The sequence below is a fragment of the Rhizobium sp. TH2 genome, assembly GCF_024707525.1.
Taxonomy (GTDB): Bacteria; Pseudomonadota; Alphaproteobacteria; order Rhizobiales; family Rhizobiaceae; genus Rhizobium_E.
Genome location: NZ_CP062231.1, coordinates 4637566 through 4656202 on the forward strand (window position 1 = coordinate 4637566; position 18637 = coordinate 4656202).

The 18637-nt window shown below is 62.2% G+C and carries 15 protein-coding genes; 11 read left to right on the forward strand and 4 right to left on the reverse strand.

Features of this window, described 5'->3' with window-relative positions; all coding sequences use genetic code 11:
* Positions 1-96 precede the first annotated feature (96 nt).
* The 7 genes from IHQ71_RS22705 to IHQ71_RS22735 all read left to right on the forward strand — a co-directional run bounded on the left by IHQ71_RS22705 (position 97) and on the right by IHQ71_RS22735 (position 7574).
* Positions 97-1071 (forward strand): tripartite tricarboxylate transporter substrate binding protein BugD, encoded by a 975-nt coding sequence (locus tag IHQ71_RS22705; protein ID WP_258158683.1) that lies wholly within the window; start codon positions 97-99, stop codon positions 1069-1071.
* Between the two features lie 113 nt (positions 1072-1184).
* Entirely contained in the window at positions 1185-1646 is a 462-nt protein-coding gene (locus IHQ71_RS22710; protein ID WP_258158684.1) for a tripartite tricarboxylate transporter TctB family protein, read from the forward strand.
* Positions 1647-1655: 9 nt separating this feature from the next.
* Complete coding sequence (locus tag IHQ71_RS22715; protein WP_258158685.1) at positions 1656-3161, forward strand: tripartite tricarboxylate transporter permease; 1506 nt, start codon at positions 1656-1658, stop codon at positions 3159-3161.
* Between the two features lie 148 nt (positions 3162-3309).
* Positions 3310-5067 carry an alkaline phosphatase gene (locus tag IHQ71_RS22720; protein WP_258158686.1) on the forward strand — a complete coding sequence of 586 codons (1758 nt, stop codon included), beginning with the start codon at positions 3310-3312 and terminating at the stop codon, positions 5065-5067.
* Positions 5068-5155: 88 nt separating this feature from the next.
* Positions 5156-5623 carry a hypothetical protein gene (locus tag IHQ71_RS22725; RefSeq protein ID WP_374990051.1) on the forward strand — a complete coding sequence of 156 codons (468 nt, stop codon included), beginning with the start codon at positions 5156-5158 and terminating at the stop codon, positions 5621-5623.
* Between the two features lie 5 nt (positions 5624-5628).
* Positions 5629-6318 (forward strand): ABC transporter ATP-binding protein, encoded by a 690-nt coding sequence (locus IHQ71_RS22730; protein WP_258158688.1) that lies wholly within the window; start codon positions 5629-5631, stop codon positions 6316-6318.
* The gene (locus tag IHQ71_RS22735; protein ID WP_258158689.1) at positions 6315-7574 is read left to right on the forward strand and encodes an ABC transporter permease; all 1260 of its coding nucleotides are present in this window, start codon (positions 6315-6317) and stop codon (positions 7572-7574) included. The genes IHQ71_RS22730 and IHQ71_RS22735 overlap by 4 nt, the downstream gene beginning before the upstream one ends.
* A gap of 30 nt (positions 7575-7604) precedes the next feature.
* Here IHQ71_RS22735 and IHQ71_RS22740 read toward each other — a convergent pair whose 3' ends face one another.
* Complete coding sequence (locus IHQ71_RS22740) at positions 7605-8060, reverse strand: MarR family winged helix-turn-helix transcriptional regulator (protein WP_258162923.1); 456 nt, start codon at positions 8058-8060, stop codon at positions 7605-7607.
* 125 nt (positions 8061-8185) lie between these two features.
* Positions 8186-9757, reverse strand: a complete 1572-nt coding sequence (locus IHQ71_RS22745) for an NAD(P)/FAD-dependent oxidoreductase (protein WP_258158690.1) — start codon at positions 9755-9757, stop codon at positions 8186-8188.
* Positions 9758-10042: 285 nt separating this feature from the next.
* On the opposite strand from IHQ71_RS22745, the gene IHQ71_RS22750 reads away from it, so the two are divergent.
* The 3 genes from IHQ71_RS22750 to IHQ71_RS22760 all read left to right on the forward strand — a co-directional run bounded on the left by IHQ71_RS22750 (position 10043) and on the right by IHQ71_RS22760 (position 12996).
* Positions 10043-10828: a cyclase family protein gene (locus tag IHQ71_RS22750; RefSeq protein ID WP_258158691.1), complete on the forward strand. Its 786-nt coding sequence runs from the start codon at positions 10043-10045 to the stop codon at positions 10826-10828.
* 62 nt (positions 10829-10890) lie between these two features.
* Positions 10891-12480 (forward strand): NAD(P)/FAD-dependent oxidoreductase, encoded by a 1590-nt coding sequence (locus tag IHQ71_RS22755; protein WP_258158692.1) that lies wholly within the window; start codon positions 10891-10893, stop codon positions 12478-12480.
* Between the two features lie 9 nt (positions 12481-12489).
* On the forward strand, positions 12490-12996 hold the full coding sequence (locus IHQ71_RS22760) for a MarR family winged helix-turn-helix transcriptional regulator (RefSeq protein ID WP_258158693.1): 507 nt from the start codon (positions 12490-12492) through the stop codon (positions 12994-12996).
* A gap of 14 nt (positions 12997-13010) precedes the next feature.
* On the opposite strand, the gene IHQ71_RS22765 is transcribed toward IHQ71_RS22760, so the two are convergent.
* Both IHQ71_RS22765 and IHQ71_RS22770 read right to left on the reverse strand, forming a co-directional pair.
* The gene (locus tag IHQ71_RS22765; RefSeq protein ID WP_258158694.1) at positions 13011-14570 is read right to left on the reverse strand and encodes an indolepyruvate oxidoreductase subunit beta family protein; all 1560 of its coding nucleotides are present in this window, start codon (positions 14568-14570) and stop codon (positions 13011-13013) included.
* Between the two features lie 10 nt (positions 14571-14580).
* Positions 14581-16734 (reverse strand): indolepyruvate ferredoxin oxidoreductase subunit alpha, encoded by a 2154-nt coding sequence (locus tag IHQ71_RS22770; protein WP_258158695.1) that lies wholly within the window; start codon positions 16732-16734, stop codon positions 14581-14583.
* A gap of 318 nt (positions 16735-17052) precedes the next feature.
* Between IHQ71_RS22770 and IHQ71_RS22775 the strand changes: the two genes are divergently transcribed.
* The gene (locus IHQ71_RS22775; protein ID WP_258158696.1) at positions 17053-18588 is read left to right on the forward strand and encodes an ABC transporter substrate-binding protein; all 1536 of its coding nucleotides are present in this window, start codon (positions 17053-17055) and stop codon (positions 18586-18588) included.
* The last annotated feature ends 49 nt before the right edge of the window (positions 18589-18637 follow it).

An 18637-nucleotide genomic window follows, 5' to 3' on the forward strand; every position in this document is an offset into this window, starting at 1 on the left:
TGCGCAATCCCCCGCTTACGAAACAATGAGCCATCCACGATCGGCATGGGAGGAGCCTTGCCGGCTGGCAGACATCTTGACGGGAGGAACCCATAGATGCTTTTCAAATCTCTCTTCGCCGCCACCGCACTCGCTGCAACCCTCATCGCGGGCGCAGCCAATGCCGAATATCCTGAACGCACCATCACCATGGTCGTACCCTTCGCGGCAGGCGGGCCGACCGATACGGTCGCGCGGTTGGTCGCCGAATCCATGTCCAAGGACCTCGGCCAGCAGGTGATCGTCGAAAATGTCGGCGGTGCCGGCGGAACGCTCGGTGCCGGCCGTGTCGCAAGCGCTGATCCGGATGGCTACACGGTTCTGCTCCACCATATCGGCATGGCGACATCAGCCACGCTCTATCGCAATCTGGCCTACAAGCCGCTCGAAGCCTTCGACTATGTCGGTCTCGTCACCGATGTGCCGATGACCATCGTCGCCCGCAAGGATTTCGAGCCGACCGACCTCAAAGGCCTGGTCGATTATGTGAAAGCCAACGCCGACAAGATCACCGTCGCAAATGCCGGCCTCGGCGCCGCCTCCCACCTCTGCGGCATGATGTTCATGAGCGCCATCCAGACCTCGCTCGTCACCGTTCCCTATAAGGGTACGGGCCCGGCGATGACCGACCTTCTCGGCGGCCAGGTCGATGTCATGTGCGACCAGACGACCAACACCGCCAAGCAGATCCAGGGCGGCACGATCAAGGCCTATGCCGTGACCTCTGCCAAGCGTCTCGACATCTTCCCCGATCTGCCCACCGCGGTCGAGGGCGGCCTGAAGGACTTCCAGGTCGGCATCTGGCACGGCGTCTATGTGCCGAAGGGCACGCCCAAGGAAGCGATCGACAAGCTCAACGCCTCGCTCAAGAAGGCGCTGAAGGATCCCAGCGTCGCCGCTCGCTTCGCCGAACTTGGCACCGCGCCCTCTCCCGATGCCGATGTGACACCTGAAGCCCTCAAGGCCAAGCTCGAAAGCGAAATCACCCGCTGGAAGCCGATCATCGAAGCTGCCGGCCAGTATGCCGACTAAGCATCGATAGCAGCTTCGTCTCCGGCGCCTTCACCGCTCCGAAAGCGGGGAAGGCCGCCGGTGAGGTGCAACGCGTCCCGCCGCATCGCGCCGGGATAATCGCTGGGGACATCATGAACAACCTTTCATTCGACCGGACGAATGCGCTTTGCGGCATCGTCTTCATCGGCGCCGGCCTTTTCTTCGTGATACAGTCGCTGGGCCTCGAACTGGGCACGGCTTTCCGCATGGGACCCGGCTATTTTCCGCTGCTGCTCGGCGGATTGCTGGTTCTTCTCGGCATGGTCATCCTCGTCCAGTCGTTCCGCGGGGAAGGCGAACCCATCGGCCATCTCGCGTGGCGCGGCATGCTGTTCATCCTGCCGGCGCCAGTGTTCTTCGGCCTGACGGTACGCGGGCTCGGTTTCGTGCCATCCCTGTTCATCACGGCCTTCATCGCCTGCTTCGCCTCCGAACGGATGACTCCGCTCGGTGCGCTGATCCTCTCGACCGCGGTCACCATCTTCTCCGTCGCCGTCTTCAGCTATGCGCTCGGCCTGCCATTCGAGCGCTTCGGCCCCTGGGTCAGGTTTTAGGAGGCGATCATGGAACTCTTTGACAATCTCTGGCTCGGCTTTGCGACTGCGATGTCGCCCGAGAACCTGTTGTTCTGCCTGATCGGCGTCCTGCTCGGCACGCTGATCGGCGTGCTGCCCGGTATCGGCGCCACGGCGACCATCGCCATGTTGCTGCCGATCACCTTCCAGCTGTCTCCGGTCTCCTCGCTGATCATGCTCGCCGGCATCTATTACGGCGCGCAATATGGCGGCTCGACCACGGCCATCCTGATCAACATGCCGGGGGAATCATCATCCGCCGTGACCGCCATCGACGGCTACCAGATGGCACGCAAGGGCCGCGCCGGCGTGGCGCTCGCCACGGCGGCACTCGGCTCGTTCTTCGCCGGCACCGTGTCGACCTTTCTCGTTGCCATCTTCGCGCCGCCGCTGACGGCGGTGGCGCTGGAATTCGGCGCCGCCGAATATTTCTCGCTGATGGTCGTCGGCCTCGTCATGTCGGTCGCACTTGCGCACGGTTCGATCATCAAGGCGCTCGCCATGCTGATCCTCGGCCTGCTGCTCGGCCTCGCCGGCAGCGACATCTATACCGGCGCCCCTCGTTTCACGCTCGGCATCAACGAATTCGCCGATGGGCTGAACTTCGTCGCCGTCGCGGTGGGTGTCTTCGGTGTCGCCGAAATCCTGCGCAATCTCGAAAACGAGAAGGGCCGCTCGGTGCTGCTCAGCAAGGTCGAAGGCCTGATGCCGACGCGGGAGGATTTCCGGCGGATGGCATGGCCCATCCTGCGCGGCACCGGCATCGGCTCGATCCTCGGCATCCTGCCTGGGGGCGGTGCGATCCTCGCGGCCTTCGCCTCCTATACTGTCGAGAAGAAGCTGTCGAAAAACCCGAACGAATTCGGCCACGGCGCCATCGAAGGCGTCGCCGGACCTGAATCGGCCAACAATGCCGGCGCGCAGACCTCGTTCATCCCGCTGCTTACACTCGGCATCCCGGCCAACCCCGTCATGGCGCTGATGATCGGCGCGATGATCATCAAGGGCATCGTGCCCGGCCCCAATGTTGCGGTTGAACAGCCGTCACTCTTCTGGGGCATCATCGCCTCGATGTGGATCGGCAACCTGATGCTCGTCATCCTCAACCTGCCCCTGATCGGGCTTTGGGTGAGGTTGCTCAAAGTGCCCTACTTCGTGCTTTTCCCGATCATCATGGCCTTCTGCTCGATCGGGGTCTACAGCGTCAAATCCAACGTCTTCGATCTCTACTCGGTCGCCTTCTTCGGCTTCATCGGCTATGTGCTGGTGAAACTCCGCTGCGAGCCGGCGCCGCTGCTGCTCGGCTTCGTGCTGGGGCCGCTGCTCGAGGAAAACCTCCGCCGGGCGATGATTCTTTCGCATGGAAACGCCGCGACCTTCGTGACGCGCCCGATCAGCGCCGGCCTGCTGCTGCTCGCAGCGTTGATCCTGATCATCGTGTTCCTGCCGAGCATCAGGTCCAAGCGCGAAGAGGTGTTCCAGGAGGAGGAATGATCGCCTGGCCGGCGCGTAGGTCATCATGAATGAGCCCGACATCACTGCCGGGCTCATTCATTTCTTGTCATCCGCGTGTCATCCATGTGTCATGGCGGATCGCTAATCACGGCCCGTAAAGTGAACTTCCGAACCCGCGAGGATTCCCATGCGCACATTTTTAGCCGCCCTTGCCGCCGCCACCATGCTGGCTGGCGCTGCTCACGCCACCACCGTCTATCCGCTGGATCGCGCGACGATCCTCGTCGGCTCGCCGTTCGACTTCAAGGTCGAGCTCGAAGGCACCGTCAAGCCGGAAGATGTGAAGATCACCATCAATGGCCAGGATGCGAAGACCGCTTTCGGCGCAGACTATGAGTTCATCGCCGACGAAAAGGGCAAGGAAGACAAGAGCCTCGGTTCCGCCGTCATCCTGCGCGGCGCCAAGATCGCCACGGCTGGCGCCTACAAGGTCGAAGTGACTGCTGGTGCCCAGACCAAGATCGTGACTTGGGATGTATACGGCACCTCGGCCACGCCGAAGGCCAAGAACGTGATCTTCCTGCTCGCCGATGGTCTCTCGGTCGCGCACCGCACCGGCGCCCGCATCATGTCCAAGGGCATGACCGAAGGCAAGGCCAATGGCCGCCTCAATATGGACGATCTCGACCACATGGCTTTCATCGGCACCTCCGCCACCGACTCGATCGCCACCGACTCCGCCAACACCATGTCGGCCTACATGACCGGTCACAAGACCGCGATCAACGCGCTCGGCGTCTATGCCGACCGCACCCCGGCCACCCTGGACGATCCGCGCGTCGAAAATATCGCCGAAGCGCTCCGCCGCACGACCAAGAAGTCGATCGGCGTCGTCGCCACCTCTGAAATCGAAGACGCGACCCCGGCCGCCGTCGTCTCCCATACCCGCAAGCGCGGCGACAAGGCTGACATCGTCGGCATGTTCTACGACGTCAAGCCGGACGTGATCTTGGGCGGTGGTTCCGCCTACTTCCTCGGCAAGGACGTCCCCGGTTCCAAGCGCAAGGACGACAAGGATTATATCGCTCTCTTCAAGGATGCCGGCTATGCGCTGGCGACCGACAAGACCGAGCTTGAAGCCGCTGCCAAGACCAATACCAGCAAGATTCTCGGCCTCTTCCACACCGGCAACATGGACGTGACGCTCGACCGTGAATTCCTCAAGAAGGGCACCGTCGAAAAGTTCCCGAACCAGCCGGGCCTCAAGGACATGACCAAGGTCGCGCTCGACGAACTCTCCAAGAATCCGGAAGGCTTCTTCCTGATGATCGAGGGTTCTTCGATCGACAAGATGTCCCACCCGATGGATTGGGATCGTGCCTTCTATGATACCATCGAGTTCGACCAGGTCGTCGGCATGGCCCGCGAATTCGCCAAGACCCATCCGGACACGCTGATCGTCGTCACCGGCGACCACACCCACGGCGTCTCGATTATCGGCACCGTCGATGACGAAAAGCCGGGCACCGAAATGCGCGAAAAGGTCGGCACCTATGCCGAAGCCGGCTTCCCGAACTATGAAGACAAGAACGGCGACGGCTTCCCTGACAAGGTCGACGTGACCCGCCGCCTCGCCGCCTTCTCGGGCAACTTCCCGGACTATTACGAGACCTTCCGCCCGAAGATGGATGGCCCCTTCGAGCCGGCCATCAAGAACGAGAAGGACGAATACGTCGCCAACCCGGCCTATAAGGACGTCCCCGGCGCCGTGCTTCGCATTGGCAACATGCCGCGTTCTGCCGACAGCGCCGTTCACTCCGTGGACGACGTCGTGCTGCAGGCCACGGGCCCGGGTGCCGAACTGTTCAAGGGCTATATGGAAGAGAGCGACGTCTACAAGGTTCTCGCCGACGTCTTCGCGCTCGGCTCTGACAAGAATATGTAATCCATTCCAAGACACCTTTCCGGGCGGCGCGAGCCGCCCGGAATTCGTATTTCAGACCAAGGAGATGACCATGTCGATTGGCGCGGGGATAAACGCAATTCTCGATGCGCGGCTCGGCCGTCGTGGCTTCCTCGCCACTCTTGTCGCCGCCCCGCTCGTGGTATCCGCAGGAGCTTTGCGTGCTGCACCGACACCGCTGACCTTCGACGATCTCTATGGCAGGATCAGCGTCCTCGGCCTCGAATATTCCGCCAAGGTCAAGGCCCTTGCCGGCAGCCATGTCCAGATGAGCGGCTTCATGGCGCCGCCGCTCAAGGCCGAAGCGAAATTCTTCGTGCTGACCGAAATTCCGATGTCGATCTGCCCGTTCTGCTCGACCGATTCCGACTGGCCCGACAATATCGTCGTCATCTATCTCGATGAGAAACAGACATTCGTGCAGCCCGGCACCCGCATTGACGTCGCCGGTACGCTGGAGGTCGGCTCATGGACTGATCCCGAGACAGGCTTCCTCAGCCGCTTGCGCCTGCGCGGCGCCAATTACTGGACCGTCTGAGCCCCATGCTGTCGCTTCGCCTCGCCGATATTTCAGTATCCTATCCGGGCCTTCCAGCCCCGGTTCTCGCCATCGATGCGCTGGCAATTTCCGCCGGCGGCCGCGTGGCTATCACCGGCGCGTCGGGATCCGGCAAGAGCACGTTCGTCAACGTCATCACCGGCCTCGAACGTGCACGGCAGGGAGCGGTCGATTGGAACGGGACCGATATTGCCGCGCTGTCCGAGAGCCGGCGCGACCGCTGGCGCGCAACAAATGTTGGCCTGATCATGCAGGATTTCCATCTTTTCCCCGGCCTCTCGGCACTCGACAATATTTTGCTCCCCGCCCGGCTCGCCGGTGCCGCATCGTCTGATATTGTCAAACGCGCGCACGAACTCCTGAACCGCACCGGCCTTTCCCGTCCCGACCAGCCGATCGAGACCATGTCGCGCGGCGAGATGCAGCGCGTCGCCGTCGCCCGCGCATTGCTGCGCAAACCCGGCGTCATCGTCGCCGATGAACCTACGGCCAGCCTTGACGTCGAGAGCGGCAAAGCCGTCGGCTCACTGCTGATCGAACTCGCGGATCAGGAAAACAGCACACTCATTATCGTCTCCCACGACGTAAGGCTGACCGATCGCCTGTCGCGCAGGATCACCTTCAATGCCGGCCGCATTGTCAGCGATAGCGCCGCTCTGGAGGCCGCAGCGTGATCCGTTTCATCATCGCCGATCTCCGCAAATACTGGATCGGCTCGGCCGTCGTCGTGCTGATCGTGGCGCTGGCCGTCGCACTCGGCGTTGCCGTCACTTTGCAGGAACGCGCGCTCCGCCTTGGCAGCGCACGTGCCGCCGACAAGTTCGATCTGGTGATCGGCGCGGCGGGCAGCGAAAACCAGTTGGTTCTTTCATCGGTCTTCCTGCAGGCCTCGCCCCTGCCGCTGATGGACGGCGCGGTACTCGCCAAGCTCGCCGCAGATCCGCGTGTTGCCTGGGCGGCACCCATCGGCTTCGGCGATTCCTTCGAGGGCTACCCGATCGTCGGCACCACGACGGTGCTGGTCGCCAATCTCGCCGACGGACTGGCCGAGGGCAAGGTCTTCACCCAAGAGGGTGAGGCGGTCATCGGCGCCAATGTCGATCTCGCACTCGGCGACGAGATCAAGCCCATGCATGGCACGATGGAAGAGGGTGGCCAAACCCACACGGAACTCGCCTATCATGTCTCGGGTCGGTTGAAGCCCACCGGCACGGCCTGGGATCGCGCAATCCTGGTGCCGATCCAGGCGGTCTGGCACATCCATGGCATGGGGCATGAAGAGCACGAGCACAAAAATGAAGCCGGCAAAGCACCGGAAGCAGATCATGACGAACATCAACACCACGGCGAGTCGCATGCGGACGCGCCGCTCGACGAGCATTGGGACGCGGATGTGCCCGGCCTGCCCGCGATCCTTGTGAAGCCGAAGACGATCGCCGATGCCTATAAACTGCGGCAGGAATATCGCGCCGATGCAACCGTGGCCGTCTTCCCCGGGGAAGTTCTGACCCGGCTTTATGCGACGCTCGGCGATGCCAAGCGGGTGCTATTTGCGGTGGCCGCCGGATCGCAGGTTTTGGTCGCCGCCTCGCTGCTCCTTGTTACCGTCATGCATGTCGGCCAGCGCCGGCGGCAGATCGGCGCGCTCCGGGCTTTCGGCGCGCCCAGACACGCATTGTTCGCCATTGTCTGGCTCGAACTCTTCGCCCTGGTGCTTGTTGGCATCGCCCTCGGCTTCGCTCTCGGCTACGCGGCCGCCCGTGCCATTTCCAACCTCGTCTCCGAGGGCAGCGGCGTCAGCATGCCGGTCGGCTTCTCCGGCGAGGATATGACGTTCCTCATCGTCCTCACCCTTTTCGCTGCATTGATTTCAGCCCTGCCAGCGATTCTCGCCTATCGCCAGTCGCCCGCCGCCGCGCTCCGGGCATGAGGTCCGCGTTTCCGCGTGATGGTGGTCATGTCACTCGTCGTCTGAAAGATGGTTCCGAACCGACCTCTGTAGTTGATCCATAGTGCGGATAAGCGTGGAAACCGCACTCTGGTCGATGTCCGCCATCAGCTCGTGGATCCACAACTCGTGAGCTCTGGCCATTTCGGCGAATGCCAGGCGCCCCGCCTCTGTCAGACGGGCCACGGTTACCCGCCGGTCATCCCCTGGTGTTTCCCGGAATATGAGGCCATCCTCTTCAAGCCGCGCAACAAGGCCGGTGATGTTACCGTTCGTCACCATCGTCCGCTTGGAGATTTCCCCCAGCCGCAAGCCCTCGGGCTCCCGATAAAGCTGCGCGAGCAGATCGAATTGCGGGAGCGTCGCGCCGAACTCCACACGCAGCCGGCGGCGAATCTCCTGCGAGATCAGCTTTGTCGTCGACAGCATGCGGAGCCAAACCCTCAGCTCCTGCTTCTTGCTATCCATCGGATCATGAACAGCTATTTCCAGATCAACCGCCACGCTGCTGCACCTTGGCTCTATCCCGAGATTCGTTTGAGCTTAAAGTAATGCCACGCTGCCGCACCTGTTTCAATCTCGGCATGAGGCCCTCATTTTCTGGCCAGCATCTTTGCCAGCATGAAACCCGATCCTGCGCCTGTCCCCGCCCCCGGCCAGGTCGATGCGCCGCACATATAGAGCGACGGGACCGGTGTCTTGTAGCGGGAGTAACCGGCGACCGGGCGGAAGAGAAAATTCTGGTCGAGATGGTGCGAGCCCGACAGATTATCGCCGCCGACGAGATTCGGATTCTCTCGCTCAAGATCGACAGGCGAGAACACCGAGCGTCCGAGGATTTTCGTGCCGATACCTGGCGCATAGCCCTCGAGAATACCGATCACCCGGTCGGCATAGCTCTCCTTGACCTCATCCCAGTCGGTGCCTGAGATCTCGCCCTTGGCATCGCCGCGAATGGTTGCCGGCAGGACCCGGACCTGGACCCAGAGAACGTGCTTGCCATCGGGCGCCCGGCCCGGATCGAGCGCGGTGGGCTGGCCGACGACGAGCGCCGGCTCCACCGGCAGCAGGCCACCGACGGCCTCGGCATAGACCCGGCTCATCATTTCGAGATCGGGCGCCACATGGACATAGGCAAAGCGCTTGAGCTCCTCGCCCGCCTTCCAGTCGGGCAGCCCATCGAGCGCGAGATGGATCATCATCGTTCCCGGCCCGGCGCGGAACTTGGCAATCCGTGCATCGAATTCGGCGCGCGCGGGATCGGGTGGCAACAATTTGCCGAACACCAGTTGCGGATGGGCGTTGGCGATTACCGCCTTGCGTGCCGTCAGCACCCGGCCGTCGGCCAGCCGCACGCCCGTCGCCTTGCCGCCAGTGGTTTCGATCCGTTCGACGGCATTGCCGAGAATAAGCTCGCCACCCCTCGATTTCAGTAGCGAGGTCATCGCCTTGATGATGGTATCGGCGCCGCCCTGCCCGATCACCATGCCGAAGGCCTGGTTGGCCATGGATTCGAGATAGGGAAACAGCGCACCACCGGCGACATCGGGCGCAAAATCGAGATGCAGTCCCCAGGCCGCCATCATCGTCTTGACCTTGGGATCTTCGAAACGTGCATCGAGGAAGTCGCGCGGCGAGGACAGGAGAAGCTTCAGCGTGTCATAGAGCCACCGCGTGCCGCGTCCGCGCCATGCCTTCCACGCGACCTTCGCCGCGGCGAACGACGGCATGGGCGAACCGAGCAATCCGAAAATATACGGCGCATCCGCCCCGAATTCCGCGAGCATCGCCCGCCATGCCGCAGCGTCCTTCTCGGAAAACGCAGCGATGCGGCCGGCCGTCTTTTCGAGATCGGTGCTAACGCCGAGCCAGGTCTGGTCGCGGAACACGCTGGCGAAGCAATCCGCCGCCGCGACGAAACCGAGACCATGGGCAAAGAGGTCATCCTTGTTCTTGTTGAGGAATGCCGATCCCGCAAACATAGAGAGGTTCATGGCGCAGAGATCGTGCCGGAAGCCGGGCTGCGTCACCTCACGAGTCTTGACGGCGCCACCGGGCTCGGCATTCGCCTCGACCACAGCGACCGACCAGCCCTTTGAGGCGAGCTCGATAGCTGCGGCAAGGCCGTTATGGCCGGCACCGATGACAATGGCATCGTAATTCATGGCCCCGTTTCCCCTTATTGTCGCTGGTTTCATATGCAAACATTTTGCAAAAGCCGCCGCAAGCGAAAATATTTGAAACCTAAAGGTTTATTTTGCACCATTCGGATGAAGATTTAATTGATATAATTCAATGCAATAGTGGACATCCTCACTGTCGCACGCGCCTCGACTCGGCTCAGCTACGATACTTGCATTTTCATATTTGCTGTCTTAGCGTTGCCGGCAGGGAGCAGCTACGGCACGGAGGATCGGCCGTGCGTAGACCCGAAAACAAGGGAACACACCATGTCAGCCAACATTCTCAACGATGTCGCGAAAGCGCTTCTTTCCGGTTCCATCAAGGTGGTGGACCTGACCGCACCGCTCGGACCGAACACACCCGTGCTCTACCTGCCGCCGCAGTTCGGAAAGAACACACCCAGCGTCAAGGTCCACGAGATTTCGCAATATGACGCCAACGGTCCGTTCTGGGCCTGGAACTGGCTGGAACTCGGTGAGCATACCGGCACCCATTTCGACGCCCCGTGCCATTGGATCACCGGCAAGGATCTGCCTGATAACACCACCGATACGATCCCGCCACAGGCCTTTGTCGGCCCGTTGAACGTCATCGACCGCTCCAAGGAGTCGGCTGCCAATCCGGATTATCTGCTCACTGTCGAGAGCATCAAGGAATGGGAAGGACAGCACGGCGCGATCGAGGAGAACAGCTGGGTGGTGATGCGCACCGACTGGTACAAGCGCAATGGCTCGACCGAGACCTTCCTCAACGCCGACGAAAACGGCCCGCATTCGCCCGGCCCGACCGCTGAGGCGATCGAATATCTCGTCTCGAAGAAGATCATGGGCTGGGGCCAGGAAACGATCGGCACCGATGCCGGTTCCGCAGGCGGCATGAACCCGCCCTTCCCGGCGCACAACCTGATGCACAAGGCCGGCCGCTATGGCCTCGCCAGCCTCTGCCATCTGGACGAACTGCCCGCCAAGGGCGCTATCCTGATCGCCGCGCCGCTGAAATTCGTCAAGGGCACCGGTTCGCCGATCCGCGCGCTGGCGCTGGTCTCCAAGTAAGGCCATCCGGCCGGCGCGGAACATCCCCGCCGGCCTTTTCATATCCTCGGGGATGAGGCGCCATGAGCAGCTTTGACTATATCGTCGTCGGCAGCGGCATCAATGCATTGGTGGCCGCCGCCCTGCTCGGCAAGAAGGGCAGGAAGGTTCTCGTCCTCGAGCGCAACGACCGCATCGGCGGCTGCCTGCGCACCGAGGAAATCACCGAGCCCGGCTTCAAGCACGACGTCATGGCGACGACCATGGTGCTGTTCCTGACCTCGCCCGCCTATGGCGCGCTCGGCAAGGATCTGGAGGCGCGCGGTCTCGAATTCGCCCATGCGGACCTGCCGACCGGCGTGCTGATGCCGGACGGTCGCCACGCCATCCTGTCGAAGGACAGGCAGAAGAACATCGCCGCCTTCGAAGCGTTGGCGGTGGGCGACGGACAAGCCTTCTCCCGCGAGATGGACAAGCTGGGCGGCGATGCACCGTTCCTGTTCTCGCTGCTCGGCGGCGCGCTCTGGTCCGGCAGTATTTTCAAGACGGTTCTCAAGGAAGCATGGAAGCGCGGGCCCCGCGGTCTCGCGGCCTGGTTCGGCGATGCGCTGGTCAGCGGCCGCGCCCATCTCGAAACCACCTACAAGTCCGATGTCATGCAGGCGCTGTTCGCGCCCTGGGTGCTGCATTGCGGCCTTGGCCCCGAAAGCGCCTATTCCGGAGAAATGCTGAAGGTCATCGGCTTCGCCATCGAACTTGCCGGCTGCCCGGTGGTGAAGGGCGGCGCGGAGAACCTGATCAAGGCCTTCGAACGACTGATTACGGACAATGGCGGCGCGATCCGCACCGGCGCCGATGTCGAGGCCATTCTCGAAGGCGTGGGCGGCAAGGCAACGGGCGTCCGACTCGCAGGCGGCGAAGTACTGCAGGCAAGCCAGGGTGTCATTGCCTCCGTGACACCCACCCAGCTCTACGACCGTCTGCTCAAGGGCTCGGCCAAGTCGCCGCCTGCCGATGTCAGTGAAGGCCTGCGCAGCTACCGCTACGGCAAGGGCAATATGCAGATCCACTACGCCCTGAAGTCGCCGCCGCGCTGGAAGGCCGGCGAGGAACTTTCAAAGGTCGCGCTGCTCCACCTCACGCCCGGCCTCGACGGTGTCTCTCGTGCCGCCAACGAATGCGAGCGCGGCCTGCTGCCCGATGTCCCCACCATCTGCGTCGGCCAGCCGACCGCCTTCGACCCGAGCCGGGCGCCGGATGGCAAGGCGATCCTGTGGCTGCAGCTTCCCGAAACGCCACGCCACATCAAGGGCGATGCGGCAGCGCATCTACCGATCCCGCAGGACGGGCAATGGACCGAGGAACTCCGCGAGCAGTATGCCGATCGCGTCGAGCGCATCCTTGAACGCCATATCGACGGCTGGTCGGAGAATGTCATCGCCCGCAAGGCCTATTCGCCGGCTGATCTCGAAAAGATGAACATGAACCTCGTCGGCGGAGATCCCTATGGCGGCTTCTGCGGCGTCGACCAGTTCTTCGTCTGGCGTCCGTTCAAGTCGTCGGTGAACCACCGCACGCATGTGCCGGGCCTCTACCACATTGGTGCATCGACCCATCCCGGCCCCGGCCTCGGCGGCGGCTCGGGCTTCCTGCTCGCCTCATCCCTGAAATAGAGCATTGGCATGATCGAACGCTTCTCCGGCACAGTGCTCCGGCCGCTTGACGGCCCCGAAGCCAAGCGTCCGACAATGGGCGAGATCGGCCTCAACAACTTCGCGCCCTATCTGATGAACCGGGTGATCTCGCGCTGGAACGCCAATCTCGCTGACGACCTCAAGTCGCTCGACATGACGACGGCGAAGATGCGGGCGCTGGCCATCCTGTCGATCACGCCATCGGTGACGATCAACGAGCTCTCCGTCTTCGCGGTGACCGAGCAATCGACCATGAGCCGCACGCTGGATTCCCTTGAGGACCAGGGCTACATCCGCCGCCAGCCGCGACCGGAGGACATGCGCATCCGCGACGTGACGATCACCGAGGACGGCCGCGCCGCCTTCGAAAAAATCTGGCCGACCATGTATGACGACTTCCTCAAGATGTTCCAGGGCATCGAGGAGGAGGAGTACAAGACCTTCGTGGCGGTGCTTCACCGGGTGCTGCAGAATATTCGGCTGCATGACATTTGAGGGCGGCGCGAGGCCTAAAGCGTCGCTACCGTCTTGAGCGCTCCATCCAGCGCAATACCACCCTCGTCGAGCAACGCCGCCTGCTTCAACCGCCGCAGCCAGTCGGCACCGTCCTCGCGGTCGAGCAGCATAGGCAGCGCCGAGAGCACCCGGTCGAACTTCGACAGACCGCGCGAATGAGTGTCCGAATAGCCCTTGACCAGACGGCGGGCGGCGAGCACCTCGGTCGCGAGATCGTAATTCCGGGGCAGCAGTTCGGTCGCCGTCTTCAGCCAGGTTTCCATGTGTTCCATCTCGCGGCTGTGCCGCAGCGTGCCGCGCCGGCGGCTGCGCATGGCGGAGACCAGATAGAGTCCCATGAACCAGAAGAGGGTGGCCGTCCTCACGCGCCTGCCCTTGTTGACCCGCCGATCGAGGAAAGCGAAAACCTTGGGGTGGTTCTCGATCCAGAGACCCAGCTTCTTCGGCAGCGTTCCGCAGACCTCTTCCATGCGCGGATGCATGTATTCCGTCATGTAGACCACTTGGTCATCCCTGGCGCCGACTTCCTTGCGGACGCGTTCGAAGCGCGACTCGCGCACCTTGAGGTCGGCAACGCGGATCACGTCATCATAAGCCATGGCCACGGCGACATACTTTGCCGCTTGCAGCGTGAAGGCGAAACCCTTGGCCTCGCCGTCATTGGACCGGTCGAGCGCTAGAAGCGTGGCGACACGATCGAGATATTCGCCAGCATAGGCGGGATCCTGGAAATCGGTCAGCTTCTTCGCGCCGGCATAGAGCATGGCATGCACTTCCGCCGGAAACGCCGTGCGGATACGGGCCAGCAACTGGTCGAGCGCGGGATGGCCGGCCGATGATGGCAGTGGGTCGAGCCGTTTCACCGGTTTGGCCGAGACGGGATCGCGCGGCTTGTTCTGCGCGCGGTCGAACGCCGCGCCAAACGCCTTGATCGACGGCTCGATGCCCTTGCCGCCGGCGCGAACCGTTGCTTCGAAGGCCTCGCGCGGGAATGGAAGAGCTCCCGAACCCGCCAGAGCGCCGAACATCGAGGCCGATATGACGCTGCCGTTCTTCACCGCGAGCGCTTCCATGTCGAAGGCGATGGTGCGTTTGGCGGCAAAATCCGTCGCGTCGACCACGACCTCGGGATTGCCGATGCCGTCGCCAGGCGTCTGCTTCTCGGCGACCGCGAAGGAGCGATGGGTCGAGGCGATCAGCGTGGTCTTGTCGGGTGTCACGAGGCCGCGCAGCACCGAGCGTCCGGCCTCCATCAGTTCCGCCGCCATGACGACATCGACATCGCCGGGCGTCGGCATCAGCGAGAAGATCGGCGCGTGGCCATCCTTCTCCGGCAGCATCTCGATGTAATAGATGGTCGCGCCGGTGCGCTGGGCGACACCCGGCACGGACGTCGTCTGCGCCATCCAGCCCTGTGCTTCGGCCATGCTGACGATCCAGTCGGCGAGCACCCCGCCGCCCTGGCCACCCATGGCGAGCACGGCGATGGCAAGCGGCTTGTCGGTGGATTGGCGGATCGGGGCCGCCGGATCGATAGAAACATGCTCGTTCATGATGCGATCCTTAGTCGGCAAACAACACGCGGCGCGACTGGCGGCGGGCCTGGAGCCAGCCGATCACAGCGCCACGGACTCGGGCGACAAAGCGATCCCAGCCGGTCGGATTGTGGATGATGTCGGCGCGATAGAAGGACGGACAGAGAACGGCGGCTTCGGATACCTCGCCGCAATTGCCGCAGCCAACGCAATTGTTGTCGATTGCCGCGACCGGGTCATCCTTCAGCGGATCGTCGGTGTGCTTGACCGACAGCGACGGGCAGCCGGAGAGGCGGATACAGGCGTGATCGCCGGTGCAGACATCCTCGTCGACGCCGAAGCGCTCCTTGACCATGCGCTTGCCGTCCTTCACCGCCTTGGCGAATTGCGGCTTCACCCGGCGCTGCTTGTTGAGCATGCATTCGGAGGAGGCCACGATGATCTTCGGGCCTTCCTCCTTGGTGGTCAGCGCCTCGCGCAGCGTGTCGCGCATCTTGGTGACGTCATAGGTATGGTCGATCTGGCGAACCCAGGTTGCGCCCACGCCTTTCACGGCATTGACAATCGAATTGTTGGTTTTGCGCCGGGGGTTTTCGGCGCGCGAGGACAGGATGTCCTGGCCACCCGTCGCCGCCGAATAGAAATTGTCGACGACGAGGATGACGCCGTCCTGCTTGTTGAACACGGCATTGCCGATCGATGTGGCAAGCCCGTTGTGCCAGAAGCCGCCGTCGCCCATGACGGAGATCACACGCTTGTCGGCCTTGACGTTGAAGGCCGAGGCGGCCGCCGGCGACAGGCCGTAGCCCATGGTGGTCGAGCCGATATTGAAAGGCGGCAGGATCGAAAACAGGTGGCAGCCGATATCGCCCGACACATGGTGCTGGCCAAGCTCGCTCTCTACCAGCTTCATAGCGGCGAAGATCGGACGCTCAGGACAGCCGATGCAGAAACCCGGCGGACGTGGCGGCACGACTTCGGCAAGTGCCTTTACTTTTGGATCGTTCAGCACATTTGTCGGATCCGGTATCGGCGGCTGGTTGCCGAGCAGAACGCGCTGATAGGTTTCCAGGAAGCTCTTGATGCCTTTGACGAGGACCGGCGCGGTATATTCGCCGCCCATCGGCAGGACATCCTTGCCCGACAGCTTTGTCTGGATATCGCGGCGGCGCAGCAGCGTGTTGAGCGACTGCTCGATATATTCGGGGGCGCCTTCCTCGACCATCAGCACGGCTTGCTTGCCGATGCAGAAATCCGCGATCTCCTCGTCTATGAGCGGATAGGATACGTTCATCACATAGAGCGGTACCGAGGATTCGCCATAGACGTCGGCTAGCCCGAGTTGTTGGAGCGCCCGCATCACGCCATTATAGAGCCCGCCCTGGAGGATGATGCCGACCGCGCCTTCGGACGGCCCGAAATATTCGTTGAGCTTGCGCTCGCGGATGAAATTGACGGCCGCCGGCCAGCGCTTCTCGAGCTTTTCCTTCTCGTGCATGAAGGATGCCGGCGGCAGCACGATGCGGTTGACATCGCGCACCGGGTTTTCGAGTGCCTGCCGGAGCGTGAAATCCGGCCGCCTGTTGTCCTTGGCGACGAACTGGCCGTGCACGTGGCAACTACGAATGCCGACCTGCAGCATGACGGGCGTGTTCGACGCTTCCGAAAGCTGGAAGCCCTGCTCCACGATATCGACGATGGAGGGCAGGTTGGGGCGCGGCGTCAGCAGCCAGAGCTGCGATTTCATCGCAAAGGCATGGCTCCGCTCCTGCATGATCGAGGAGCCTTCGCCATAATCTTCGCCGATGATGATCATCGCGCCGCCGGTCACCCCGCCCGAGGAAAGGTTCGAAAGCGCGTCCGAGGCGACATTGGTGCCGGCCGTCGATTTCCAGGTGACCGCACCGCGCACCGGATACATCACGGAGGCCGACAGCATCGCCGCCGCCGCAGCTTCCGACGCCGACGTCTCGAAATGAACGCCGAGATCTTCCATCACGTCCTTGGCATCGGCCAGCACATCCATCAGGTGCGAAATCGGCGAGCCCTGATAGCCGCCGACATAGGAGACACCCGATTGCAGAAGCGCCTTGGTGATGGCGAGAATGCCCTCGCCACGGAAGATTTCACCGTCACCGAGCTTGAGGTCCTCGACCTCTCTCGCAAATGATCTCTCAGCCACTGCCTGACCTCCCTGACCTCGTTTAGAGGCGCCGTCTCTGAAACATGCAAAATCATATTTCTTCATATGCGCAATTGTCAAACAACAAATGGCCCCATGTGCCTTACCAAGTGAGAGCGGACGCGTTTGGCGCCTCGGGACGACATTAATATGCGTCAGCATATAATGCGTGCCAAAATCATCGAAACAAGCGAAAGAATCCGCTTGCAAAATTCCAGACGCTTATTTTAAGATTAAAACATTCCGATCAACAAAAATTGACGGCACGAGCAAACGCATTGCGGATGCCGCCGTACAGGGGAACGACGGAGTTCAGACATGATTGATATTACACGCCGCCAGACGCTAGGTCTGGGTGCTGCCGCCTTCTTGACGAGCGTTCTGGCCGGCCGGATGCCGGTGCAGGCCGCCGAGCCCGGCACGCTGACGATCGCCTTCAACGTCAACCTGCCTTCATTCGACCCGACGGTCGGTCCCTCCGCCGTCAACCCGACGATCCAGGCCATCTATCGCTCGATCTTCGACCAATATGTCGGCCAGGCTCCCGACCTGAAGTTCCAGCCGGGACTTCTGACTGCCTGGGGCTGGAACGACGACAAGACCAAGGTCTGGATGGATGTCCGCGAGGGCGTGACCTGGCACGACGGTTCGCCCTTCAGCCCGGAAGATGTCGTCTGGTCGCTGGAACGCGCCGCCAACGAAAAGACCGGCAACCCGATCCAGTTCATCTGGTCCACTGCCGGCAACTACAAGATTGAAGGCAACAAGATCACCGGCGATGTGGTTCGCTTCGAGCCCACATTCTTCATGTGGATGGCGTTCCTGACCGGCTATATCCTGCCCAAGGCCTATTACGAGAAGGTCGGCGCTGAAGGCTTCGAGAAGAAGCCGGTCGGCACCGGTCCCTATATGGTCGATGCCTATGAAGGCAACGCTTTCCTGCGCCTCAGGGCCAATCCGAACTATTGGGGCGACAAGCCCGCCTTCGAGACGGTGATCTTCAAGTTCGTGCCCGATGGCACGAGTCGCGTCGCCGAAATCGAATCCGGCTCCTCGGACATCACGCTGGAAATCTCCTATGAGGATTTCGACCGCCTCAAGGAGAAGGAAGGGCTCGCCGGCGTCGCCACCCCGATTTCCGATATCGGCATGATCTTCCTCAACAATATCGATGTGATGAACGACAAGAATGTCCGTCTTGCTGCAAATCACGCCATCGACAAGAAGGCGATCGTCGAGCGTCTGCTCCGCGGCTACGGCGTGCCGCTCGACACGCTCGAAGCCCCGGAATATTCGGCCTACGATGCGTCGATCAAGGTCCCGTATGATCCCGAACTCGCCAAGAAGCTGCTCGCCGACTCCGGCTTCTCGACCGACAAGCCGGTCAAGTTCAAGATCCAGTCGACGCGCGGCCTGAAGCCGAAGGACTACGAAATGGTCCAGGCGATCGTCGGCATGTGGCGCAAGGTGGGCATCGAGGCCGAGATCGAGGTCTACGAAATCGCCAAGCATTACGAGCTTCGCGCCGCCGACCAACTCGCACCGGCCGCCTTCTACAACTGGGGCAATGCGATCGGTGACCCGACGACATCCACTGGTTTTGCGATGTTCGGCCCCTCGCCGCACTCGGTCTGGAACACCGACGACCTCGACGGCATGATCGGCCCGCTCTGGGGCGAGAAGGACGAAGCCAAGCGCATCGCCGGCTGGAAGGCCGTCAGCAAGTATATCGCCGAGCAGGGCTATGTGATCCCGCTGCTGCAATATGCCCAGCCTGTTGTCTACAAGTCCGCGCTCAAGGTGACGCCGAACGTGTCCGGCGCTCTCCAGCCGACGCTTGTCTCCAAGGCATGACACTCTCCGGACCGGGTCGCCAAGACCCGGTCCTCCCTTTATCTCTCGC

Bases quoted from the DNA above. Each gene is read 5' to 3' on its own strand.
- IHQ71_RS22760 (WP_258158693.1), top strand. From the start codon at position 12,490: ATGATCGAACGCTTCTCCGGCACAGTGCTCCGGCCGCTTGACGGCCCC.
- IHQ71_RS22730 (WP_258158688.1), top strand. From the start codon at position 5,629: ATGCTGTCGCTTCGCCTCGCCGATATTTCAGTATCCTATCCGGGCCTT.
- IHQ71_RS22750 (WP_258158691.1), top strand. From the start codon at position 10,043: ATGTCAGCCAACATTCTCAACGATGTCGCGAAAGCGCTTCTTTCCGGT.
- IHQ71_RS22705 (WP_258158683.1), top strand. From the start codon at position 97: ATGCTTTTCAAATCTCTCTTCGCCGCCACCGCACTCGCTGCAACCCTC.
- IHQ71_RS22710 (WP_258158684.1), top strand. From the start codon at position 1,185: ATGAACAACCTTTCATTCGACCGGACGAATGCGCTTTGCGGCATCGTC.
- IHQ71_RS22720 (WP_258158686.1), top strand. From the start codon at position 3,310: ATGCGCACATTTTTAGCCGCCCTTGCCGCCGCCACCATGCTGGCTGGC.
- IHQ71_RS22775 (WP_258158696.1), top strand. From the start codon at position 17,053: ATGATTGATATTACACGCCGCCAGACGCTAGGTCTGGGTGCTGCCGCC.
- IHQ71_RS22745 (WP_258158690.1), bottom strand. From the start codon at position 9,757: ATGAATTACGATGCCATTGTCATCGGTGCCGGCCATAACGGCCTTGCC.
- IHQ71_RS22765 (WP_258158694.1), bottom strand. From the start codon at position 14,570: ATGAACGAGCATGTTTCTATCGATCCGGCGGCCCCGATCCGCCAATCC.
- IHQ71_RS22740 (WP_258162923.1), bottom strand. From the start codon at position 8,060: ATGGATAGCAAGAAGCAGGAGCTGAGGGTTTGGCTCCGCATGCTGTCG.
- IHQ71_RS22755 (WP_258158692.1), top strand. From the start codon at position 10,891: ATGAGCAGCTTTGACTATATCGTCGTCGGCAGCGGCATCAATGCATTG.
- IHQ71_RS22715 (WP_258158685.1), top strand. From the start codon at position 1,656: ATGGAACTCTTTGACAATCTCTGGCTCGGCTTTGCGACTGCGATGTCG.